The following is a 17373-nucleotide window of genomic DNA, read 5'->3' on the forward strand; positions in this document are numbered from 1 at the left end:
GATCGGGCAAAGGTGCCCATGTCATACATTATATGGGTCATCTATACCCAGTTTGCCAAGTATCTCGACCTCGACCCTTTCCATCAAAGTGGCGTCGAGGTCACGAATGTGATCATACCCCAGCAAATGTAGTGTACCGTGAACGATCAGATGCGTCACGTGATCGTCGGTGCTTTTGCCGGCTTCAGCTGCTTCGCGCGCGCAGGTGTCATAAGAGATCGCAATGTCGCCCAGCACGATTTCGCCAGTAAAGTCAGGTTGCGGAGCCGGCGGAGTGTCTCCCGCCCGATCCGGGGCCAGCTCTTCGGCAGGCCAGCTGAGGACGTTGGTCGGCGTGGATTTTTCACGAAATTCAGCATTCAATTCAGCGATCCGTGCATCATCGCAGCCCAGCAAGCTGATTTCGCATTGATCCGCCTCAAGATCGCAATACTCCAGAACAGCAGCAATTGCGCGCGTGGCCAAAGGCTCCAGCCCGCGCCAGCGATCATCCTCAAGCGTGATTTCCAGATTCATACCTTTGGCTCCGAGCCCAGCTTCAATCGGCGCCTTGAAAGTTAACCGGTTTCGCGCCCCGCATCGGCCTCATACGCCTCGATAATGGCGGCGACAAGCGGATGGCGGACGACATCTTTCGAGGTGAAATAGTTGAAGCTGATATTCGGGATCGTTTTCAGCAACCGTTCGGCATCCTTGAGACCCGACTGCACACCGCGCGGCAGATCAACCTGAGACCGGTCGCCGGTGATAACCATCCGGCTACCTTCACCAAGCCGAGTCAGGAACATCTTCATCTGCATCGTTGTGGCATTCTGCGCCTCGTCCAGCACCACAAATGCATTTGCCAGCGTACGACCGCGCATGAAGGCAAGCGGAGCAATCTCGATCCGCTTTTCTTCGATCAGCTTGGCAAGTTGTTTTCCGGGCAGGAAATCATTCAGCGCGTCATAAAGCGGCTGCATGTAGGGATCGACCTTATCCTTCATGTCACCGGGCAGGTAACCGAGCTTTTCACCGGCCTCGACCGCCGGACGGCTGAGAATGATGCGGTCAACGTGCCCGCCAATGAACATGGACACCCCGACCGCAACGGCCAGATAGGTTTTGCCGGTGCCAGCGGGACCAATGCCAAAGGCCAGTTCGTTGTTGAACAGCGACTGCACATAGGCCTTCTGGGCGTCGGTGCGCGGCTCGACCAGTTTTTTGCGTGTCTTGATCTCGACCGTGCCACCCTTGAACATCTCAAGCTGGTCACCATCGCGCGTGCCAGTTCCGACCTCGGAATTGCCCATGCGCAACTCGCGGTCGACATCTGCGGCTTCCACATCACGCCCACCTTCGAGCCGTGTATAGAGGGCCTGTAGAACCTCAATCGCCTGCTTTTGCGAATCCTCGTCACCCAGCACGACAAGCTGATTGCCGCGTCGCACAATCTGCACCGAGAGCTTCTGTTCGATATCGGTCAGGTTGCGGTCATATTCACCGCATAAATCGATCAATAATCTGTTGTCGGGGAATTCAACAAGCGCCTCACGCTGGGGCATGTCATCTTGCGGTGGGGTCAGGGCACCGATGGCCAATCCGTTCTCCTGTCTTGGCGTTTCATCTTGAGCGTAGACAAACTGTAGAGGTAGACGCAAGCGGCAGTTTCAAAATTTGCACACCGCATGACAAATGCGCCGATGAACGCTGAAACAGCCATCTATGAACGCCAATCGCACGGGTATCAGAATGTATAGTTCAACCCGATCCGTAGTCCGCGATAGCTTGGCGTCGATTTGGTCGAGAATGACGGACCCAGTTCGACCGTTTTTGATTCGAACTGCAGATACTCGATCTCGCCGGTGATCGACCAATTTTCGTTCAGTTTGTGTTCAGCGCCCAAGCTGGCCGAGAAACCTTGTCGGCGGTCCTCGCTCTCAAATCGGCTTGTCCCGCTTGCATCAGTTAGTGAACCTGACGTGGTGATATCGCCGCGGACATAACCCACAGTCACGAAATAGAGGACACTGCCGCTGCGGTTCGTCAGCCCGTTCCGCAGGCGGATGGACAATACATCCGATATCGCGGACCTGCCACTGACCTCTGCCCCACCGGACCGGGAGGACGTGCTGTCATCGAGCGTGCCAAAGTCATAACCGACTTCCAGGCCATACACATAGTCGCGCCCACCTCTGGCTGGCAGAATACCGCGCCAGCCACCGCGAAAACCTGCGAAATTTCCGCTTGGCTTAAGGTCGCCCGCAGCAAACGTGTCTCCGTCGTTCACGCGCAGGCCAAACTCGTCCGAACCGCCCGAGGCATGTCCGGCGCTGACCCCCAGATAGAACGCATTGACGTCGCGCGCGAAACGCTGAGACGAGATTACGTCGGGCTCAGTGACTTCCCCGACGACATCGCCGGCCAAAGTCGGGGCAGCGCAAGATAGCAACACGACAGTCGCCGACAAAACACGGGAAAGGTTTACACTCGGAAAACGTATCCAGCTCACTACTCGTACCCTCCGCAAAGGCGGGCCGTCAGGCGGGGTCGGTGCGTTTGTCGACACCCAAAATTCGGCCCAGAAAAATCTAGCCTTCCTCGGAACATAGTTCCAAGCCATAAATCAAGGGTTAAATTTCAAGGCGAAAACCCTTTGCGGGCAAGCCACAAGGGATCAGACCAACTCACCACCCAGCGAGTTCGCGCCAGACGACTTTATCCTTACCTTACGTAAGTCGCCGCTCGCGATATCAGCGTCCGCGACGTGAACCGCATGCAGATACTCGGATTTTCCAACCATCTGGCCCGGTTGCCGCCCAGGCTTTTCAAACAGGACATTAACTGTCTTTCCGACCATCGAGTCCTGAATCTGGCGCTGGTGGCGCGTGATCAACCCTTGCAAGCGCTGCAGGCGTTCATCCGCCACTTCGGCCTCGACCTGTGGCCGTTCTGCTGCAGGTGTGCCGGGTCGCGTCGAGTATTTGAAGGAATAGGCGTAGCCGTATTTGACCTCTTCGACCAAATCCAGAGTAGCCTGAAAATCCTCTTCCGTTTCTTCCGGGAAGCCCACGATGAAATCGCCGGACATCAGAATATCGGGGCGCGCTTCTCGGATACGCTCGATCAATCGCAGATAGCTTTCAGCAGTATGGCTGCGGTTCATCCGCTTCAGAATTTTGTCCGACCCCGACTGCACCGGCAAATGCAGATATGGCATCAACTTCTCACAGGTGCCATGCGCTTCGATCAGCGCATCATCCATGTCGTTCGGGTGCGAGGTGGTAAAGCGTATGCGCTCTAGCCCGTCGACCTTGTTCAATTCCCAGATCAGACCGGCAAGGGTCATGTCTCCGTCCGGTCCAGCCCCGTGATAGGCATTTACGTTCTGCCCCAGCAGCGTGATCTCACGCACACCGCGTTCAACCAGATCGCGGGCCTCACGCAGGATGCGATCTGCCGGGCGGCTGACCTCGGCCCCGCGTGTATAGGGCACAACGCAGAAGGCACAGAACTTGTCACACCCCTCCTGCACGGTCAGAAATGCCGTCGGTCCGCGCTTGGCCTTGGGGCGGTTCTTGAGCTTTTCGAATTTGTCTTCTTCGGGGAACTCGGTATCCAGCGCCTTTTCACCCGCGCGCGTCTTCGCCTCCATCTCGGGCAGGCGATGATAGCTTTGCGGCCCCACCACCAGATCGACAAGCGGCTGGCGGCGGATGATTTCCTCGCCTTCGGCCTGAGCGACGCAACCTGCGACACCGATTTTAAGGTCCGGCTTTTCCGCCTTGAGGCCCTTGAAACGGCCCAGTTCGGAATAGACTTTCTCAGCTGCCTTTTCTCGAATGTGGCAGGTATTGAGCAGGATCATATCCGCATCATCGGGCGATTTGGTCTCGACATAGCCCTGTCCGCCCAGCGCTTCGGCCATGCGTTCGCTGTCATAGACGTTCATCTGACAGCCATAGGTCTTGATAAACAGCTTTTTCGGTTCAGACATGGGTTGGCCTTTGCAGTCGCTGGGTCGGCGTCGTCTATACGTATCGAACGCCGCTTGCAATGCTGGCGCAATTACCCGAATTTGGCGGGAATTTCCAGCAAGGCGGCAACGAAACCAATGATGCAGTACGAATCCCTTGATCACCTTCTGAAATCCGATCGGTCGATCCTGAGCAAGGGACCCGTGGCACTGATATTTGCCGAAGATGATGTCGAGCTAGAAGGGACGCTGCACCATCATTTGAAGCTGGGGTTCAAATCCGTGATCACATTCCTGCCCCAGGAATTCACGCTGGATGAAGCGCTGGGGGAAAGGGTTCATCGAGTGACGATGACCTGCGCGCCCAGAACCGTCGTATTTGAGGCCGTCAATCGGATCATTCAGGCGGCTCAAGGCACGTGGGTATACTACTGCTACAACTCTGAATATCTGTTCTACCCTTTCTGCGAGACCCGCTCGGTCGGAGAGTTACTGGCCTTCCATTCTGAAGAGCGGCGCCAGGCCATGCTGACCCATGTGATCGATCTTTATGCGAATGATCTGACGGCCTATCCAAACGGAGTGGCCCCCGATCACGCAATGCTGGACAAGACCGGATACTACGCCCACACGCGGCATGACGCATCTGGCAAGCCGCTAGAGCGGCAACTGGATATGTCTGGTGGTCTGCGCTGGCGGTTCGAAGATCATATCCCGTATGAACGGCGCCGTATCGATCGGATTTCGCTGTTCAAAGCAAAACCCGATCTGAAACTTCTGCCGGATCACACGTTCAGCGAGGCAGAATACAACACCTATGCCTGCCCGTGGCACAACAACCTGACCGCCGCGATCTGTTCGTTCCGGGCGGCCAAAGCATTGAAGACGAACGCCGGATCGACGTTTGATATCTCCAACTTCTGCTGGAACCATTCAACTCCGTTCGAGTGGGACTCGCGCCAATTGCTGGATCTGGGCCTGATCGAATCGGGCCAGTGGTTCTAGGTTCTAACGCTGTAGCAGAACTGGGAACCAGTCCTCGCGCAGCCGCTGCCCCGGCACCATTTCATGTCCCGGAAATGGTGGCGAAGTCCGGCCTGGACGCTCGACATAACGTGCATCATCACCAACCAATCGCAGCGAAAATGCCCTGCGTCGGCTATCGGAAGTATTGCCTCGGGCCCCGTGTAGCGTGCGATAGTTGAAGGCCACTGCATCACCGGGCTCCATTTCAAATTCTACAATCTTCATCCCTTCGGCATCTGGGTCCGGAATCGGCATGTACTGCCCCTCGTCGGGGAAGAAACCTTCTTCCGAGACCCAGCGGGTAGGTAGCACTTCTTTTTCCCAGCGGTGCGAACCGGCAACGCAGCGCAAGGTCGCTTGTTTCACCGGATCCAACGGTGACCAGAAGCTGATATTCTGTTGACCATCCACAAAATAGTATGGCCCATCCTGATGCCACGGCGTTGCCATCGAGGTTCCGGGTTCCTTCACCAGAACATGGTCATGGAACATCTGCACAGATTGCGACTGCATGAGGTCGGCCGCTACTTCAGCAGCAGGAGATTTTTCGATCACTTCACGAAACTGCGGGATACGGGACCAGTTGCAATAGTCGTCAAAAAAACGGCCGGTTTCGCCATCTTTCCTGTTCTCCGAAGCATAAGGACCCGGCTCGGCCATATTCGCGGCAACCCCGGCCCGTAGGGTTTCAATATGATCGGCGAACAGGCCTTTAACCAACACAACGCCGTCCGTCTGGAAGTTGTCGATCATGGCCTGAGAAACAAGAGGATGAGTCATTGCGGTCTCCTTAGATTTGTCGCCCGATCTGCGCATGAATAAGACATCTGTTCAAATCATATCTTTCAATTTAGGTATTAACTCTATGTTATACCTCACTCTGCGCCAATACGAATATGTTTGCGCCATCGGTCGGCATGGCAGCCTGTCTGCTGCGGCACAACGCCTAAATGTCTCGCAACCTGCCTTGTCCAATGCGCTGACCCGGGTCGAATCACGTTTGGGATATCCACTGTTTGCGCGAAGACGGGGTGCCGCGATGGCGCTGACCCCGCAGGGCCGCAAATTCATCGAAGAGGCCGAGGCCTTGTTGAAGCGAGCTGCGCTTTTGGAACAGTCAATGCAGCCGATAACCGGCGAGCGCCGATTACGCCTGGGATGCTTTGTCGATCTGGCACCCTTTCTTCTGGCCCAATCTCTGCACCGCCTGCAAGAAGCTTTGCCCGACGTCGTCCTGACACACGGGGTTGAAACGTTCGAAGGCCTGATTTCCGGCCTGATCGATGGCAGATACGATTTTGCACTCACCTATGACCTCGGCATGGATGCCGGTTTTTCCTGCAAGAAGTTGTTCGACAGCACCCCACACGCACTGCTTTCACCTGATCATACACTGGCGGCGGCCAAGCAGCTAACCCTGACCGAGCTAGCGTCATATCCACTGATTCTGTCTAAAGAGGGTTTGTCTGCACAGCATGTACTCGCGCTTTTCAGACGCAAAGGTCTGAACCCCACAATCTCGCACCGAGCGGAATCATTGGAGCTTTCGCGCAGTCTGGCCGCTCATGGGGAAGGCATCGGGATAAGCTATACCAGCCCTAAAAACGGCTTCAGTTATGATCAGGTCCGCGTGATAAGCCTGCCGATCACCGATCCAGATGCAACCGAATCTGTTGTATTGGCACGGCATGGCACGGGGCCGACAGATTCAATGATCATGCAGGCTGAGCATGCGTTGGTTACGTTGTTATGTAAAGATTAGAGGTTACTTCTTCCGCAGGCGGATCACCACATCGACCGATGCGATTTCGACGCCTTCAGGAGCTTCCGGCAATTGTTGGATCACCAATTGGTCGGATGGTGCATCGCTCAGACGGCTTTCGTCTTCCCAATAGAAATGCGGATGGTCATGCGTGTTGGTGTCGAAATAGCTTTTGGACCCGTCAACAGTGATCTCTTGAAGCACCCCGGCATCGCAAAACGCCCGCAATGTGTTGTATACGGTCGCCAGCGAAACCGCGTCACCTTTGGCTTTTGCGGATTCAAACAGGCTTTCCGCTGTCACATGACGATGCAGACCGTCGCCCACAAGCAATTCGGCCAAAGCAACCCTTTGGCGCGTGGGGCGCAAACCTGCGTCAACCAACCAATTTGCAGCGATCTCACGGCTCTGAGGTGTCATGAATCCGATACCTGTGTTTTGCTGCCCTTAATATAAGTGCGCCCTGCCTGCAATTTCAAATGAAATTCATTCGCAAAGAATATTGTAGTCACAACAAGATATGGAGTGCTGGTCTTGCAGGACCTTGCATACGGGTGATAGACGAGGCCAGATGTAATAAACGGACCCAGGCAGGAGAGGCGGCAGAATGGCCCAATTCCCGAGCAGTTTTGACAAGGACGATCTGCTGAAATGCGCCCGCGGCGAACTATTTGGCCCTGGCAACGCGCAGTTGCCGGCTCCGCCGATGTTGATGATGGACCGCATTACCGAGATTTCCGGCGACGGTGGAGCGCATGGCAAGGGTCATGTGCTGGCCGAATTTGATATCACACCTGACCTTTGGTTCTTTGACTGCCATTTCCCCGGCAATCCGATCATGCCCGGCTGTCTGGGCCTGGACGGTTTGTGGCAACTGACCGGCTTCAACCTCGGCTGGCGCGGCTGGCAAGGACGTGGCATGGCCGTTGGCGTCGGAGAGGTCAAGTTGACCGGCATGGTGCGCCCGGACCGGAAGATGCTGACCTATAAGATTGATTTCAAAAAGGCGATCCAGACGCGCCGCCTGACCATGGGTGTGGCAGATGGCATCGTCGAAGCCGATGGCGAATTGATATACGACGTCAAGGATATGAAGGTCGTTCTGTCAGACGCCTGAGCCTGACCGGCCGCAATAAGGAGTACGCACATGCGTCGAGTAGTCGTCACCGGTCTGGGGGTTGTGTCCTCGATCGGGAACAATGCCGAAGAGGTTCTCGCCTCGCTCAAAGCGGGCAAATCCGGCATCGTAGCAAGCGAACAAATGGTCGAGCACGGCTTTCGCAGCCAAATCGCCGGTTCGCTGAAAATCGATGTGGCCGATCACGTGGACAAGCGGACCCTGCGGTTCATGGGTCCGGGTGCTGCCTATGCCCATATCGCGATGAATCAGGCCATCGCGGACGCCGGGCTGACCGAAGATCAGGTGGTCAATCCGCGCACAGGTCTGGTGGCCGGTTCGGGTGGACCATCGACCAGCGCGATGTTGACCGCGCACCAAACCGTGCTGAAAACCGGCGCAACCAAACGGATCGGCCCGTTTGCAGTGCCAAAGTGCATGTGTTCCACGATTTCCGCGAACTTGGCGACCGCGTTCAAAATCAAAGGTATCAACTACTCGATCACCTCGGCCTGCTCGACCTCGCTGCACTGCATCGGCAATGCGGCTGAACAGATCATGCTGGGAAAGCAGGATGTGATGTTCGCAGGTGGAGGAGAAGAGTTGGACTGGACCCTGTCCTGCCTGTTCGACGCGATGGGTGCGATGTCGTCCAAGTACAACGACACACCTGATAAAGCCTCGCGCGCATTCGATCAGAACCGCGACGGATTTGTGATTTCCGGCGGAGGCGGCATCGTGGTTCTGGAAGACCTCGAGCATGCGCTGGCGCGCGGTGCGAAAATCTATGCCGAAGTAACCGGCTATGCCGCGACATCTGATGGGCACGACATGGTGGCACCATCCGGCGAAGGCGGCGAGCGCGCGATGCGTCTGGCGCTGTCGACCGTGCCCGAAGGCCGCAAGGTCGGCTACATCAATGCCCACGGCACCTCGACCCCAGTGGGCGACGTCGGAGAAGTCGAAGCCGTACGCCGTATCTTTGGTGAAGGCAGTGTGCCTCCGATTTCATCGACAAAATCGATGACCGGTCACGCGCAAGGCGCAGCGGGCGCGCTTGAGGCGATCTTCTGCCTGCTCATGCTGGAACATGATTTCATTACTCCGTCGATCAATGTCGACACACTTGCCGACGGCATCCTGCCCGGTGAAATTGCAACTCAAGTGGTTGAAAACGCAGGCTTGGACAGCGTGATGACCAATAGCTTCGGCTTTGGCGGCACCAACGGATCCATGGTTCTGTCGAAGTATAACGGGTGAACAAGATGTCAGATATTCTCAAGGGTAAACGCGGCCTGATCATGGGCGTGGCAAATGATCGCTCGATTGCATGGGGCATCGCCAAAGCCATGCACGAGGCGGGCGCTGAGCTGGCTTTCACCTATCAGGGAGAGGCGTTTGGCAAACGTCTGGAACCGCTGGCCCAGAGCTTGGGCAGCGACTTCATGGTCGATGCGGATGTCACCGATGACGAATCCCTGGATCGCGCGTTTGGTGAGTTGGGAGAGCGCTGGCCGACCATCGATTTTGTCGTCCACGCCATCGCTTATTCGGACAAAAATGAACTGACGGGCCGTTTCCTGAACACCACCCGCGCGAATTTCAAGCATTCGATGGATGTGTCGGCCTATTCGTTTATCGAGGTCGCGCGCCGCGCCTATCCGCTGATGAAAGACAATGGCGGCACGCTTCTGACCCTGACCTATCAGGGCTCGAACAAGGTGGTGCCGAACTACAACGTCATGGGCGTGGCCAAAGCGGCGCTGGAATCGGCGACGCGCTATCTGGCAAACGATCTGGGCCCCGACGGCATCCGCGTCAACGCCATCTCACCCGGCCCTATGAAAACACTGGCCGGCGCCGCCATCGGTGGCGCGCGCAAGACCTACAAGTTCTGCGACCAGAACGCGCCGATGCGTTCGAATGCCACGCTTGAAGCTGTTGGCGGCACCGCCGTTTATCTGGCGTCCGATGCGGGAAGCTACACCTCGGGTGAGATCATCCGCGTCGATGGTGGATATCACATTCTGGGCATGCCTCAGCCCGAGGCCATGTGACCATATCTTTCCCTGCGGGTGCCAAGATTTGACCATCTTTGCCCCGCAGGGATTACGATATGAGCAAACTTGAACAGATCCTTGCGAGCAACACGCGCTCGCCAGCTTTGAAACGCAAATCAGCAAGCGGACGTGCGCGTCTGTTGCTGCTGATCCTCACATCGCTGCTGATTGCCTTTGTGTTTCTGACCCAACCGCCCGTACGCGATGCGGTTGAGCCTCTGTTGTCACATATCCCCGGCCTTTGATCCAATCAGCGTCAGTTGATCGAAACGATTTCGATATCGAAGACCAGATCTTGCCCCGCTAGTGGATGATTTGCATCCAAGGTCACTGTCGCCTCATCTACCTCGACAACAGTCACTGGCAATGCCTGACCGTCAGGTGTTTGCATCTGCAATTGCGTACCAGGTTCCAGCGGAATGTCATCCGGGATGCCTTCACGCGGGATCTGCTGCCGCATGCCCGGATTGATTGGGCCATAGGCGTCAACGCAATCGATCTCGACACGCTTTTTCTCACCAATCTCCATGCCCGGCAGGGCTGCATCCAGGCCGGGTATGATCTGGCCGGAACCAACCGCAAACTCCAACGGATCGCGCCCCTCGGAACTGTCGAAGACTTTGCCGTCCAGCAGGGTTCCGGTGTAGTGGATGCGAACCGTGTCGCCTTGTTTGATTGCGGTCATGATGGCCTCCGGCCTGAAAAGAAATGAGCGGCGCAGCCTAGAGGCTGACACAGCATTGTAAACCCTGCCCTCTTTAACCCCGGATCCGGTTGTGTTTACCTGCGCCCGATCAGGGGAGGATCGGATGGCTATCACCACTTGTGTATTCGACGCGTATGGCACTCTGTTTGACGTGGCCGCCGCCGCCCGGCAGGCCGCAGCGGAACCGGGTTTCGAGGCGCTGGCAGATAAATGGCCTGAGTTGGCCAATCACTGGCGTCTGAAGCAACTGCAATACACTTGGCTGCGTGCCGTCGCTGATGCGCATTGTGACTTTTGGGACGTCACGCAAGATGGGCTGGATTGGGCGTTGGAAGAGGTTGGCCTGCAAGGGGATAACCCCCTTCGGCAGCGCCTGCTGGATTTGTATTGGGAGTTGCAGGCCTATCCCGAGGTCCCCGAGATGCTGAAGGCGCTGAAAGCCGGTGGGCTGCAGACCGCCATCCTGTCCAACGGTTCGCCCCCGATGCTGAACGGAGCGGTACAGTCTGCCGGGATCGGTGATGTGCTGGATGATGTTCTGTCGGTCGAAAGCGTGGGGGTCTTCAAACCCCATGCCAGCGTATACGATCTGGTGCAGAACCGCTTCGGCTGCGCGCGCGATGAAGTGCTGTTCGTCAGCTCAAACGGGTGGGATGCAGCTGGGGCCAGCGGTTACGGATTTGTCACAGCGTGGGTCAACCGCGCTGGCGAACCAATGGACCGTCTGCCGTGGAAACCTGCACATGTGCTGCCAGACCTGACGACGATCCCACAATTGGCAGGGCTTTGATGGCATATTTCACCACCTCGGACGGCAAACGCCTGTACTATGAAGATACCGGCACGGGCCATCTTCTGCTTTGCTTGGCTGGCTTGACGCGCAACTGCCGCGACTTTTCATTTCTTGCGCCACATATGAGTGATCTTCGTATGATTGCGATGGATTATCGCGGGCGCGGCAAGTCCGATTTTGATGCGAACTACATGAATTACAACATCCTGCGCGAGGGGCTGGATGCGATTGAACTGCTGGATCATCTGGGCTTGGAAAAGGTGACCCTGTTGGGCACGTCACGCGGAGGGCTGGTCGCGATGGCCTTGGCCGCCAGCCATCCTGACCGTCTGGCAGGTGTGATATTAAATGACGTTGGTCCGGTAATCGAACCCGCCGGCATTGCCAAGATCATGGACTATGTCGGCAATTCCCCAAGTTCACAATCCTATGATGAGGCTGCGCAGGTCCTGCACGCGATGATGGCACCTCAGTTCCCGGGCATCGCTCAGGACGTCTGGAAACAGCAGGTAGAACATCAATACATTCAAACCGATACCGGGCTACAGCTGCGTTATGACCCCGCATTGCGACAAGCGCTGATCGAGCAGGCCGCCATCACCCCGGCACCGGACCTGTGGCCTTTGTTCGACGCCCTGAGCACGATCCACACCGGCGTGATCCGCGGTGCAAATTCCGACTTGTTGAGCAAAGCCACGGTGCAGAAGATGCACGCACACCACCCCGAATTGATCTCGACCGAAGTGCCGGACCGAGGACATGTCCCGTTCCTGAACGAGCCTCAATCCCTAGACCTGATCCGCAAGATACTGGACGCCAAATGAGCAACATAGACATGATCGAAGCCGCCGCCGAGCGGCTGAAAGGTCACGTGCGCGAGACGCCGCTTCTGTCATCGCCTTTCCTGGATGAAATCGCGGGTCGCCGCGTGCTGATCAAACCCGAATGCCTGCAACACACCGGCAGTTTCAAATTTCGCGGCGCGTGGTCAGCTATTTCGGCATTGGATGAAGCGGCGCGCAACCGGGGCGTCATCGCCTATTCCTCGGGCAATCACGCACAGGGTGTTGCCTATGCAGCGGCTCAACATGGAGTCTCGTCCGTCATCGTCATGCCCTCGGATGCGCCGAAGCTGAAGATTGAAAACACCCGCGCGCTGGGTGGTGAGGTCGTCCTTTATAACCGCGCCAGCGAAAGCCGCGAAGACATCGGCGAGGCATTGGCTGCCGGGCGCGGTTTGACCTTGATCCGGCCTTATGACGAACCGCAAGTGATCGCTGGCCAGGGAACAACGGGACTGGAGCTGGCGCGTCAGGCACGGGCGCTGGGCGTGACCGAAGGTGACGTGCTGATCTGCTGTGGCGGCGGCGGGCTGACATCTGGTATAGCGCTGGCATTAGAGCGTCACGCGCCCGGTCTGCGCCCTCGTCCATGCGAGCCTGAAGGGTTCGAAGACGTGAAACGCTCGCTGGCAAGCGGGACGATCCAAAGCAACGACGCTACTTCGGGAAATATCTGCGACGCAATCCTGACGCCACAGCCGGGGCAGATTACCTTTCCCATCCTACAGCGGCTTTGCGGCCCTGGTCTGTCGGTATCTGAACAGGAATCACTACGCGCCATGGCCCTTGCGTTTCTGCGTCTGAAGATCGTGCTGGAACCGGGCGGAGCTGTTTCGCTGGCCTCTGCCCTGTTTCGCAAGGATCAGATTGATGGGGATGCGGTGATCGTAGTCGCCTCGGGCGGCAACGTGGATCCGCAGATCTTTGAACGGGCGTTGGAATTCCTTACCTGACAATCGCTTACAGCCGGTGCAAAATCCGGTCGTAGTCGTTTTAACCGACACCCTGAGCAGACGGGGACGCTAAACATGCATATCGCTGACCTCAAAGATATTCGGATACACTACCGAATTGATGGCGACGCCGCTGGCGCCCCCATCGTGTTTGCTAATTCACTGGGCACGGATATGCGGCTGTGGGACCCGATATTGCCGCTACTGCCCAAAGGCCTGCGCATCATTAGGTACGACAAACGCGGGCACGGATTGTCAACAGCACCCTCAGCGCCCTATTCCATGGGAAATCTGGTGCGCGACGCCGAGCAATTGCTGGATTATCTAGAGGTCAAGGATTGCGTATTCGTGGGTCTGTCCGTCGGTGGCATGATTGCGCAGGGTCTGGCGGTCAAGCGTATGGATCAGATCCGCGCGCTGGTGCTGTCGAATACGGCCGCCAAGATCGGCACTCCCAAGATGTGGCAGCAGCGTATGGATGCTGTCCGTAAAGGTGGGATCGAGGCACTGGCGGATGCCACCATGGATCGGTGGTTCTCGAAATCATTCCGGGCCAGCGCCGAGATGACGCTTTGGCGCAACATGATGGTCCGACAACCGGTCGATGGCTATCTGGGCTGCTGCGCTGCAATCTCTGGCACCGATTTCTATACGCCAACCAGCGGATTGCGCCTGCCGACCTTGGGGATTGCGGGCAGCGAAGACGGCTCAACCCCGCCCGATCTGGTGCGCGAAACGGTCGATCTGATCCCTGGTTCACGCTTTGCGCTGATCCGAAAGGCAGGCCACCTGCCCTGCGTCGAGCGCCCTCAGGACTTTGCCCAATTGATTGGTGATTTTCTGACCGAGATCGGACATATTTGAAGGAGGGATTGTTGGCAGATTTCTTGCTTGTACATGGCTCTTGGCACGGTGCCTGGTGCTGGCGCGATCTGATCCCGGAACTGACCACTTTCGGACATACCGCCCGCGCCATCGATATGCCAAGCCACGGCTCGGACCCGACGCCTATCCGCGATGTCACCCTTGGAACGTGCAGAGATGCCGTGCTGAAGGCTTCGACACCAAAGACCATCATCTTAGGGCACTCGTGGGGTGGATATCCCGTAAGTGCGGCTGCCGAGACCGACCCGAACGCCATGCGAGGTGTGATTTATCTAAGTGCCTATGTTCCGAAATCCGGGCTATCTATGGTCGAAATGCGCAAACGAGCCCCACGCCAACTGATCGGAAATGCCGTCGAAGTATCCGGCGACGGGTTGTCGTATTCGGTGGTACCGGATCAGGTGCACGACCTGCTTTATCACGACTGCGCGCGCGAGGTGGTTGCCTATGCATTCGCGCGCCTGTGCCCCCAGGCGATTGCACCGCAGACTACCCCCCTAGACGTCGGCGATAACTTCGCGCGCGTTCCAAAAGGGTACATCAGAACTACCGATGACCGAATCGTTCCGACCGAATATCAGGCCGAGATGGCGGGCTGCGCGGACCCTGATATGCACCTTACGATAGACAGCTCTCACTCGCCGTTTTTTTCGCATCCTGAGCATCTTGCCGGGTTGATGCACCAGATCTCGCAACGAATGTAGCCAGCCACCGTCGATGTCCCGACCCCGATACGCCGTGCGCCGATCTGTTTGGTTGTCGCACACTGAACCGATGACCCACACAATGCTTATCAATAGGTGGATTCTTTTGCGTCTACCCCACTTTGGCAGAACAACGACACATCCGTGACGGTTTCCACCTTGCAGGTCCCGCCGGGACGGGTAACCGTGATCCCGTTAGGGAGCGGGAAAACACATGCAAACCATCAAAGCAGCCGTATGCCGAGCCTTCGGCGAACCTCTGGTCATCGAAGACATCCTGATTGCACCGCCCGGCATGGGCGAGGTCGAGGTCACGCTGGATGCGGTCGCGATTTGTCATTCGGACATTTCCTTTGCAAGCGGCGCGTGGGGCGGCCACTTGCCCGCGGTTTATGGGCACGAGGCGGCAGGCTTCGTTTCTGCCGTTGGCGAGGGCGCAGGGGATTTCAAACTTGGTGATCCCGTCGTGGTCACGTTGATCCGCGCCTGCGGAAGTTGTCCGTCCTGTGCCGGTGGCAAGCCCACCATTTGTGAGACACCGTATGACACGGTCAAAGGCCCGCTGCAGACTGCCGAAGGTGATGCGCTGGAACAGGCCATGGCATGCGGGGCCTTTGCCGAAAAGGTAGTTGTCAGCCACCGACAAATCGTCCGCATTCCCGAAACGCTGCCCAAGGACCTTGCCAGCCTGCTGTCCTGCGGGGTTATCACCGGTGTTGGTGCAGCAGTCAACGCCGCCCAGCTTCGCCCCGGGCAGGACGTGGTTGTCATCGGCGCCGGGGGCGTCGGCTTGAACGCAATCCAAGGCGCACGTATTGCCGGAGCTCGCCGTATCGTTGCGGTCGATATGACACAGGATAAGCTGGATATCGCAATGGAGTTCGGCGCGACCCATGGTGTTTTGGCCAGCCAGAAAGAGCCGTGGAAAGCCGCCTACAAGGCGCTGGGCGGACGTGGCGCAGACGCCGTCTTGATTACTGTTGGTGCAATCCCCGCCTATGATCAGGCCCCGCGTTATCTTGGTCGGGGCGGTAAGGCGATCATGATCGGGATGCCCCATTCTGGTGACATGTCCAGCTACGAACCCGTCGTGCTGGCCGCGCTTGGCCAGGGCATGGTGGGCTCAAAAATGGGCGATGTAGTGATCCAGCGAGACATCCCGTGGATGATCGATCTGTATGAACAGGGGCGGCTGAAACTGGACGAGTTGATCTCGGGTCGCTGGACCCTGTCACAGATCAATGAGGCCATCGAAGACACCAAGTCCGGTGCGGCCAAACGCAATGTAATCTTGTTTGATCGCGACTGAACCCCGCAAAAGGAACACCCGATGAAACTGCAAGATCTCGATGTCATTGTCACCGCGCCTCCGGCACCGGGTTGGGGTGGGCGCTATTGGATTTTGGTCAAGGTCACCACGGATACGGGCGTGATCGGTTGGGGGGAATGCTACGCGTCCTCGGTTGGTCCCGAAGCCATGACCCATGTCATTCGCGATGTATTCGAACGGCACATGCAGGGCCAAAACCCCGAGAATATCGAGTTGATGTTCCGCCGCGCCTATTCCAGCGGCTTCACTCAGCGACCAGACCTGACCGTCATGGGTGCGTTCTCGGGGCTCGAAATCGCCTGCTGGGACATTTTGGGCAAGGATCGTGATCGTCCGGTCTATGCGCTGCTGGGTGGGCGGATGAACGACCGTATCCGGGCGTACACCTATCTCTACCCACTTCCTCAGCATAACCTGACGGACTTCTGGACTTCACCTGAGCAGGCCGGAGAAAGTGCTGCTGAAATGGTCCGGCGCGGCTATACCGCCGTCAAGTTTGATCCCGCCGGGCCTTATACAATCCGCGGCGGGCACATGCCCGCGATGTCCGATATCTCAATGTCGATAGCGTTTTGCAAAGCGATCCGTGAGGCAGTTGGAGCGAAGGCCGATCTGCTGTTCGGTACTCATGGCCAGTTCAACACAGCCGGAGCTATACGTCTGGGCCAAGCGCTGGAACCCTTTTCGCCGCTGTGGTTCGAAGAACCCACACCCCCCGACATGATCGAGGATATGGCCCGTGTGGCGCGCACTGTCCGTATCCCTGTCGCGACCGGTGAACGGATGACAACCAAAGCGGAATTTGGCACGGTCCTGCGCGCCGGGGCCGCCGAAATCCTGCAGCCTGCGTTGGGACGCGCTGGCGGTATATGGGAGATGAAGAAAGTCGCCGCAATGGCCGAGGTTTTCAACGCCCAGATGGCACCCCATCTGTATGCGGGACCGATCGAGTGGGCGGCGAATATTCATCTGGCGGCGTCGATCCCGAACCTGCTGCTGCTTGAAAGCATCGAGACCCCATTCCACGATCAACTGATAAAGGGAAGTATCCGCGTCGAGGAGGGGTTCGTCACTCCTCCGACCGAGCCCGGCCTTGGTATCGAGGTCGATGAAGGCCTTGCCCGAGCCCATCCCTACAAAGGTGACGGGCTGCACCTACAGATGCAGGAAACCCCATGTGACTATGCAAATGGGAATGCGTTTCAAGGCGGTGCACCCGCAACCGAAGGGTAACAATCGA

The 17373-nt window shown here is 57.3% G+C and carries 20 protein-coding genes; 13 read left to right on the forward strand and 7 right to left on the reverse strand.

What is annotated here, in order from left to right:
* Positions 1 to 21: 21 nt before the first annotated feature.
* From ybeY to miaB, 4 genes are all read right to left on the reverse strand, one after another.
* On the reverse strand, positions 22 to 516 hold the full coding sequence (ybeY, locus tag ACR0L9_RS13710; protein WP_170404552.1) for an rRNA maturation RNase YbeY: 495 nt from the start codon (positions 514 to 516) through the stop codon (positions 22 to 24).
* 41 nt (positions 517 to 557) lie between these two features.
* Positions 558 to 1580: a PhoH family protein gene (locus ACR0L9_RS13715; protein WP_170404555.1), complete on the reverse strand. Its 1023-nt coding sequence runs from the start codon at positions 1578 to 1580 to the stop codon at positions 558 to 560.
* A 146-nt stretch (positions 1581 to 1726) separates the two neighbouring features.
* Complete coding sequence (locus tag ACR0L9_RS13720) at positions 1727 to 2491, reverse strand: outer membrane beta-barrel protein (protein ID WP_170564561.1); 765 nt, start codon at positions 2489 to 2491, stop codon at positions 1727 to 1729.
* A 165-nt stretch (positions 2492 to 2656) separates the two neighbouring features.
* Positions 2657 to 3976 carry a tRNA (N6-isopentenyl adenosine(37)-C2)-methylthiotransferase MiaB gene (miaB, locus tag ACR0L9_RS13725; RefSeq protein ID WP_480895873.1) on the reverse strand — a complete coding sequence of 440 codons (1320 nt, stop codon included), beginning with the start codon at positions 3974 to 3976 and terminating at the stop codon, positions 2657 to 2659.
* Between the two features lie 120 nt (positions 3977 to 4096).
* On the opposite strand from miaB, the gene ACR0L9_RS13730 reads away from it, so the two are divergent.
* On the forward strand, positions 4097 to 4960 hold the full coding sequence (locus ACR0L9_RS13730; protein ID WP_480895874.1) for a hypothetical protein: 864 nt from the start codon (positions 4097 to 4099) through the stop codon (positions 4958 to 4960).
* Between the two features lie 3 nt (positions 4961 to 4963).
* Here ACR0L9_RS13730 and ACR0L9_RS13735 read toward each other — a convergent pair whose 3' ends face one another.
* Entirely contained in the window at positions 4964 to 5761 is a 798-nt protein-coding gene (locus tag ACR0L9_RS13735; protein ID WP_170397571.1) for a phytanoyl-CoA dioxygenase family protein, read from the reverse strand.
* Positions 5762 to 5846: 85 nt separating this feature from the next.
* Between ACR0L9_RS13735 and ACR0L9_RS13740 the strand changes: the two genes are divergently transcribed.
* Positions 5847 to 6743, forward strand: coding sequence for a LysR family transcriptional regulator (locus ACR0L9_RS13740; RefSeq protein WP_480895875.1), 897 nt, complete (start codon positions 5847 to 5849; stop codon positions 6741 to 6743).
* 3 nt (positions 6744 to 6746) lie between these two features.
* Here ACR0L9_RS13740 and irrA read toward each other — a convergent pair whose 3' ends face one another.
* Positions 6747 to 7163 carry an iron response transcriptional regulator IrrA gene (gene irrA, locus ACR0L9_RS13745; RefSeq protein WP_170397577.1) on the reverse strand — a complete coding sequence of 139 codons (417 nt, stop codon included), beginning with the start codon at positions 7161 to 7163 and terminating at the stop codon, positions 6747 to 6749.
* A 187-nt stretch (positions 7164 to 7350) separates the two neighbouring features.
* Here irrA and fabA point away from each other — a divergent pair, with 187 nt between their 5' ends.
* From fabA to ACR0L9_RS13765, 4 genes are read left to right on the forward strand one after another with little or no spacing between them, the layout of a single operon-like run.
* Positions 7351 to 7860, forward strand: coding sequence for a bifunctional 3-hydroxydecanoyl-ACP dehydratase/trans-2-decenoyl-ACP isomerase (fabA, locus tag ACR0L9_RS13750; protein ID WP_039538618.1), 510 nt, complete (start codon positions 7351 to 7353; stop codon positions 7858 to 7860).
* Between the two features lie 30 nt (positions 7861 to 7890).
* Entirely contained in the window at positions 7891 to 9120 is a 1230-nt protein-coding gene (gene fabB / locus ACR0L9_RS13755; RefSeq protein ID WP_170397584.1) for a beta-ketoacyl-ACP synthase I, read from the forward strand.
* 5 nt (positions 9121 to 9125) lie between these two features.
* On the forward strand, positions 9126 to 9917 hold the full coding sequence (locus ACR0L9_RS13760) for an enoyl-ACP reductase FabI (RefSeq protein ID WP_170589016.1): 792 nt from the start codon (positions 9126 to 9128) through the stop codon (positions 9915 to 9917).
* Between the two features lie 59 nt (positions 9918 to 9976).
* Positions 9977 to 10165: a hypothetical protein gene (locus tag ACR0L9_RS13765; RefSeq protein WP_480895876.1), complete on the forward strand. Its 189-nt coding sequence runs from the start codon at positions 9977 to 9979 to the stop codon at positions 10163 to 10165.
* Between the two features lie 11 nt (positions 10166 to 10176).
* Here ACR0L9_RS13765 and ACR0L9_RS13770 read toward each other — a convergent pair whose 3' ends face one another.
* A complete protein-coding gene (locus ACR0L9_RS13770) occupies positions 10177 to 10605 on the reverse strand; it encodes an FKBP-type peptidyl-prolyl cis-trans isomerase (RefSeq protein ID WP_170397592.1) in 429 nt (142 codons plus the stop codon).
* Between the two features lie 124 nt (positions 10606 to 10729).
* Between ACR0L9_RS13770 and ACR0L9_RS13775 the strand changes: the two genes are divergently transcribed.
* The 7 genes from ACR0L9_RS13775 to ACR0L9_RS13805 all read left to right on the forward strand — a co-directional run bounded on the left by ACR0L9_RS13775 (position 10730) and on the right by ACR0L9_RS13805 (position 17366).
* The gene (locus tag ACR0L9_RS13775) at positions 10730 to 11416 is read left to right on the forward strand and encodes a haloacid dehalogenase type II (RefSeq protein WP_480895877.1); all 687 of its coding nucleotides are present in this window, start codon (positions 10730 to 10732) and stop codon (positions 11414 to 11416) included.
* Positions 11416 to 12243, forward strand: a complete 828-nt coding sequence (locus ACR0L9_RS13780; protein WP_480895878.1) for an alpha/beta fold hydrolase — start codon at positions 11416 to 11418, stop codon at positions 12241 to 12243. The genes ACR0L9_RS13775 and ACR0L9_RS13780 overlap by 1 nt, the downstream gene beginning before the upstream one ends.
* Positions 12240 to 13214: a threonine ammonia-lyase gene (locus tag ACR0L9_RS13785; protein WP_480895879.1), complete on the forward strand. Its 975-nt coding sequence runs from the start codon at positions 12240 to 12242 to the stop codon at positions 13212 to 13214. Before ACR0L9_RS13780 ends, ACR0L9_RS13785 begins: the two co-directional genes overlap by 4 nt.
* Before the next feature lie 75 nt (positions 13215 to 13289).
* Positions 13290 to 14078 (forward strand): 3-oxoadipate enol-lactonase, encoded by a 789-nt coding sequence (pcaD, locus tag ACR0L9_RS13790; protein WP_170626514.1) that lies wholly within the window; start codon positions 13290 to 13292, stop codon positions 14076 to 14078.
* Between the two features lie 11 nt (positions 14079 to 14089).
* Positions 14090 to 14803, forward strand: a complete 714-nt coding sequence (locus ACR0L9_RS13795) for an alpha/beta fold hydrolase (RefSeq protein ID WP_170397608.1) — start codon at positions 14090 to 14092, stop codon at positions 14801 to 14803.
* 214 nt (positions 14804 to 15017) lie between these two features.
* Positions 15018 to 16112 carry a Zn-dependent alcohol dehydrogenase gene (locus tag ACR0L9_RS13800; RefSeq protein WP_480705666.1) on the forward strand — a complete coding sequence of 365 codons (1095 nt, stop codon included), beginning with the start codon at positions 15018 to 15020 and terminating at the stop codon, positions 16110 to 16112.
* A gap of 21 nt (positions 16113 to 16133) precedes the next feature.
* Positions 16134 to 17366, forward strand: a complete 1233-nt coding sequence (locus tag ACR0L9_RS13805; protein WP_170612023.1) for a mandelate racemase/muconate lactonizing enzyme family protein — start codon at positions 16134 to 16136, stop codon at positions 17364 to 17366.
* The last annotated feature ends 7 nt before the right edge of the window (positions 17367 to 17373 follow it).

This window comes from Ruegeria sp. I3, assembly GCF_056532525.1.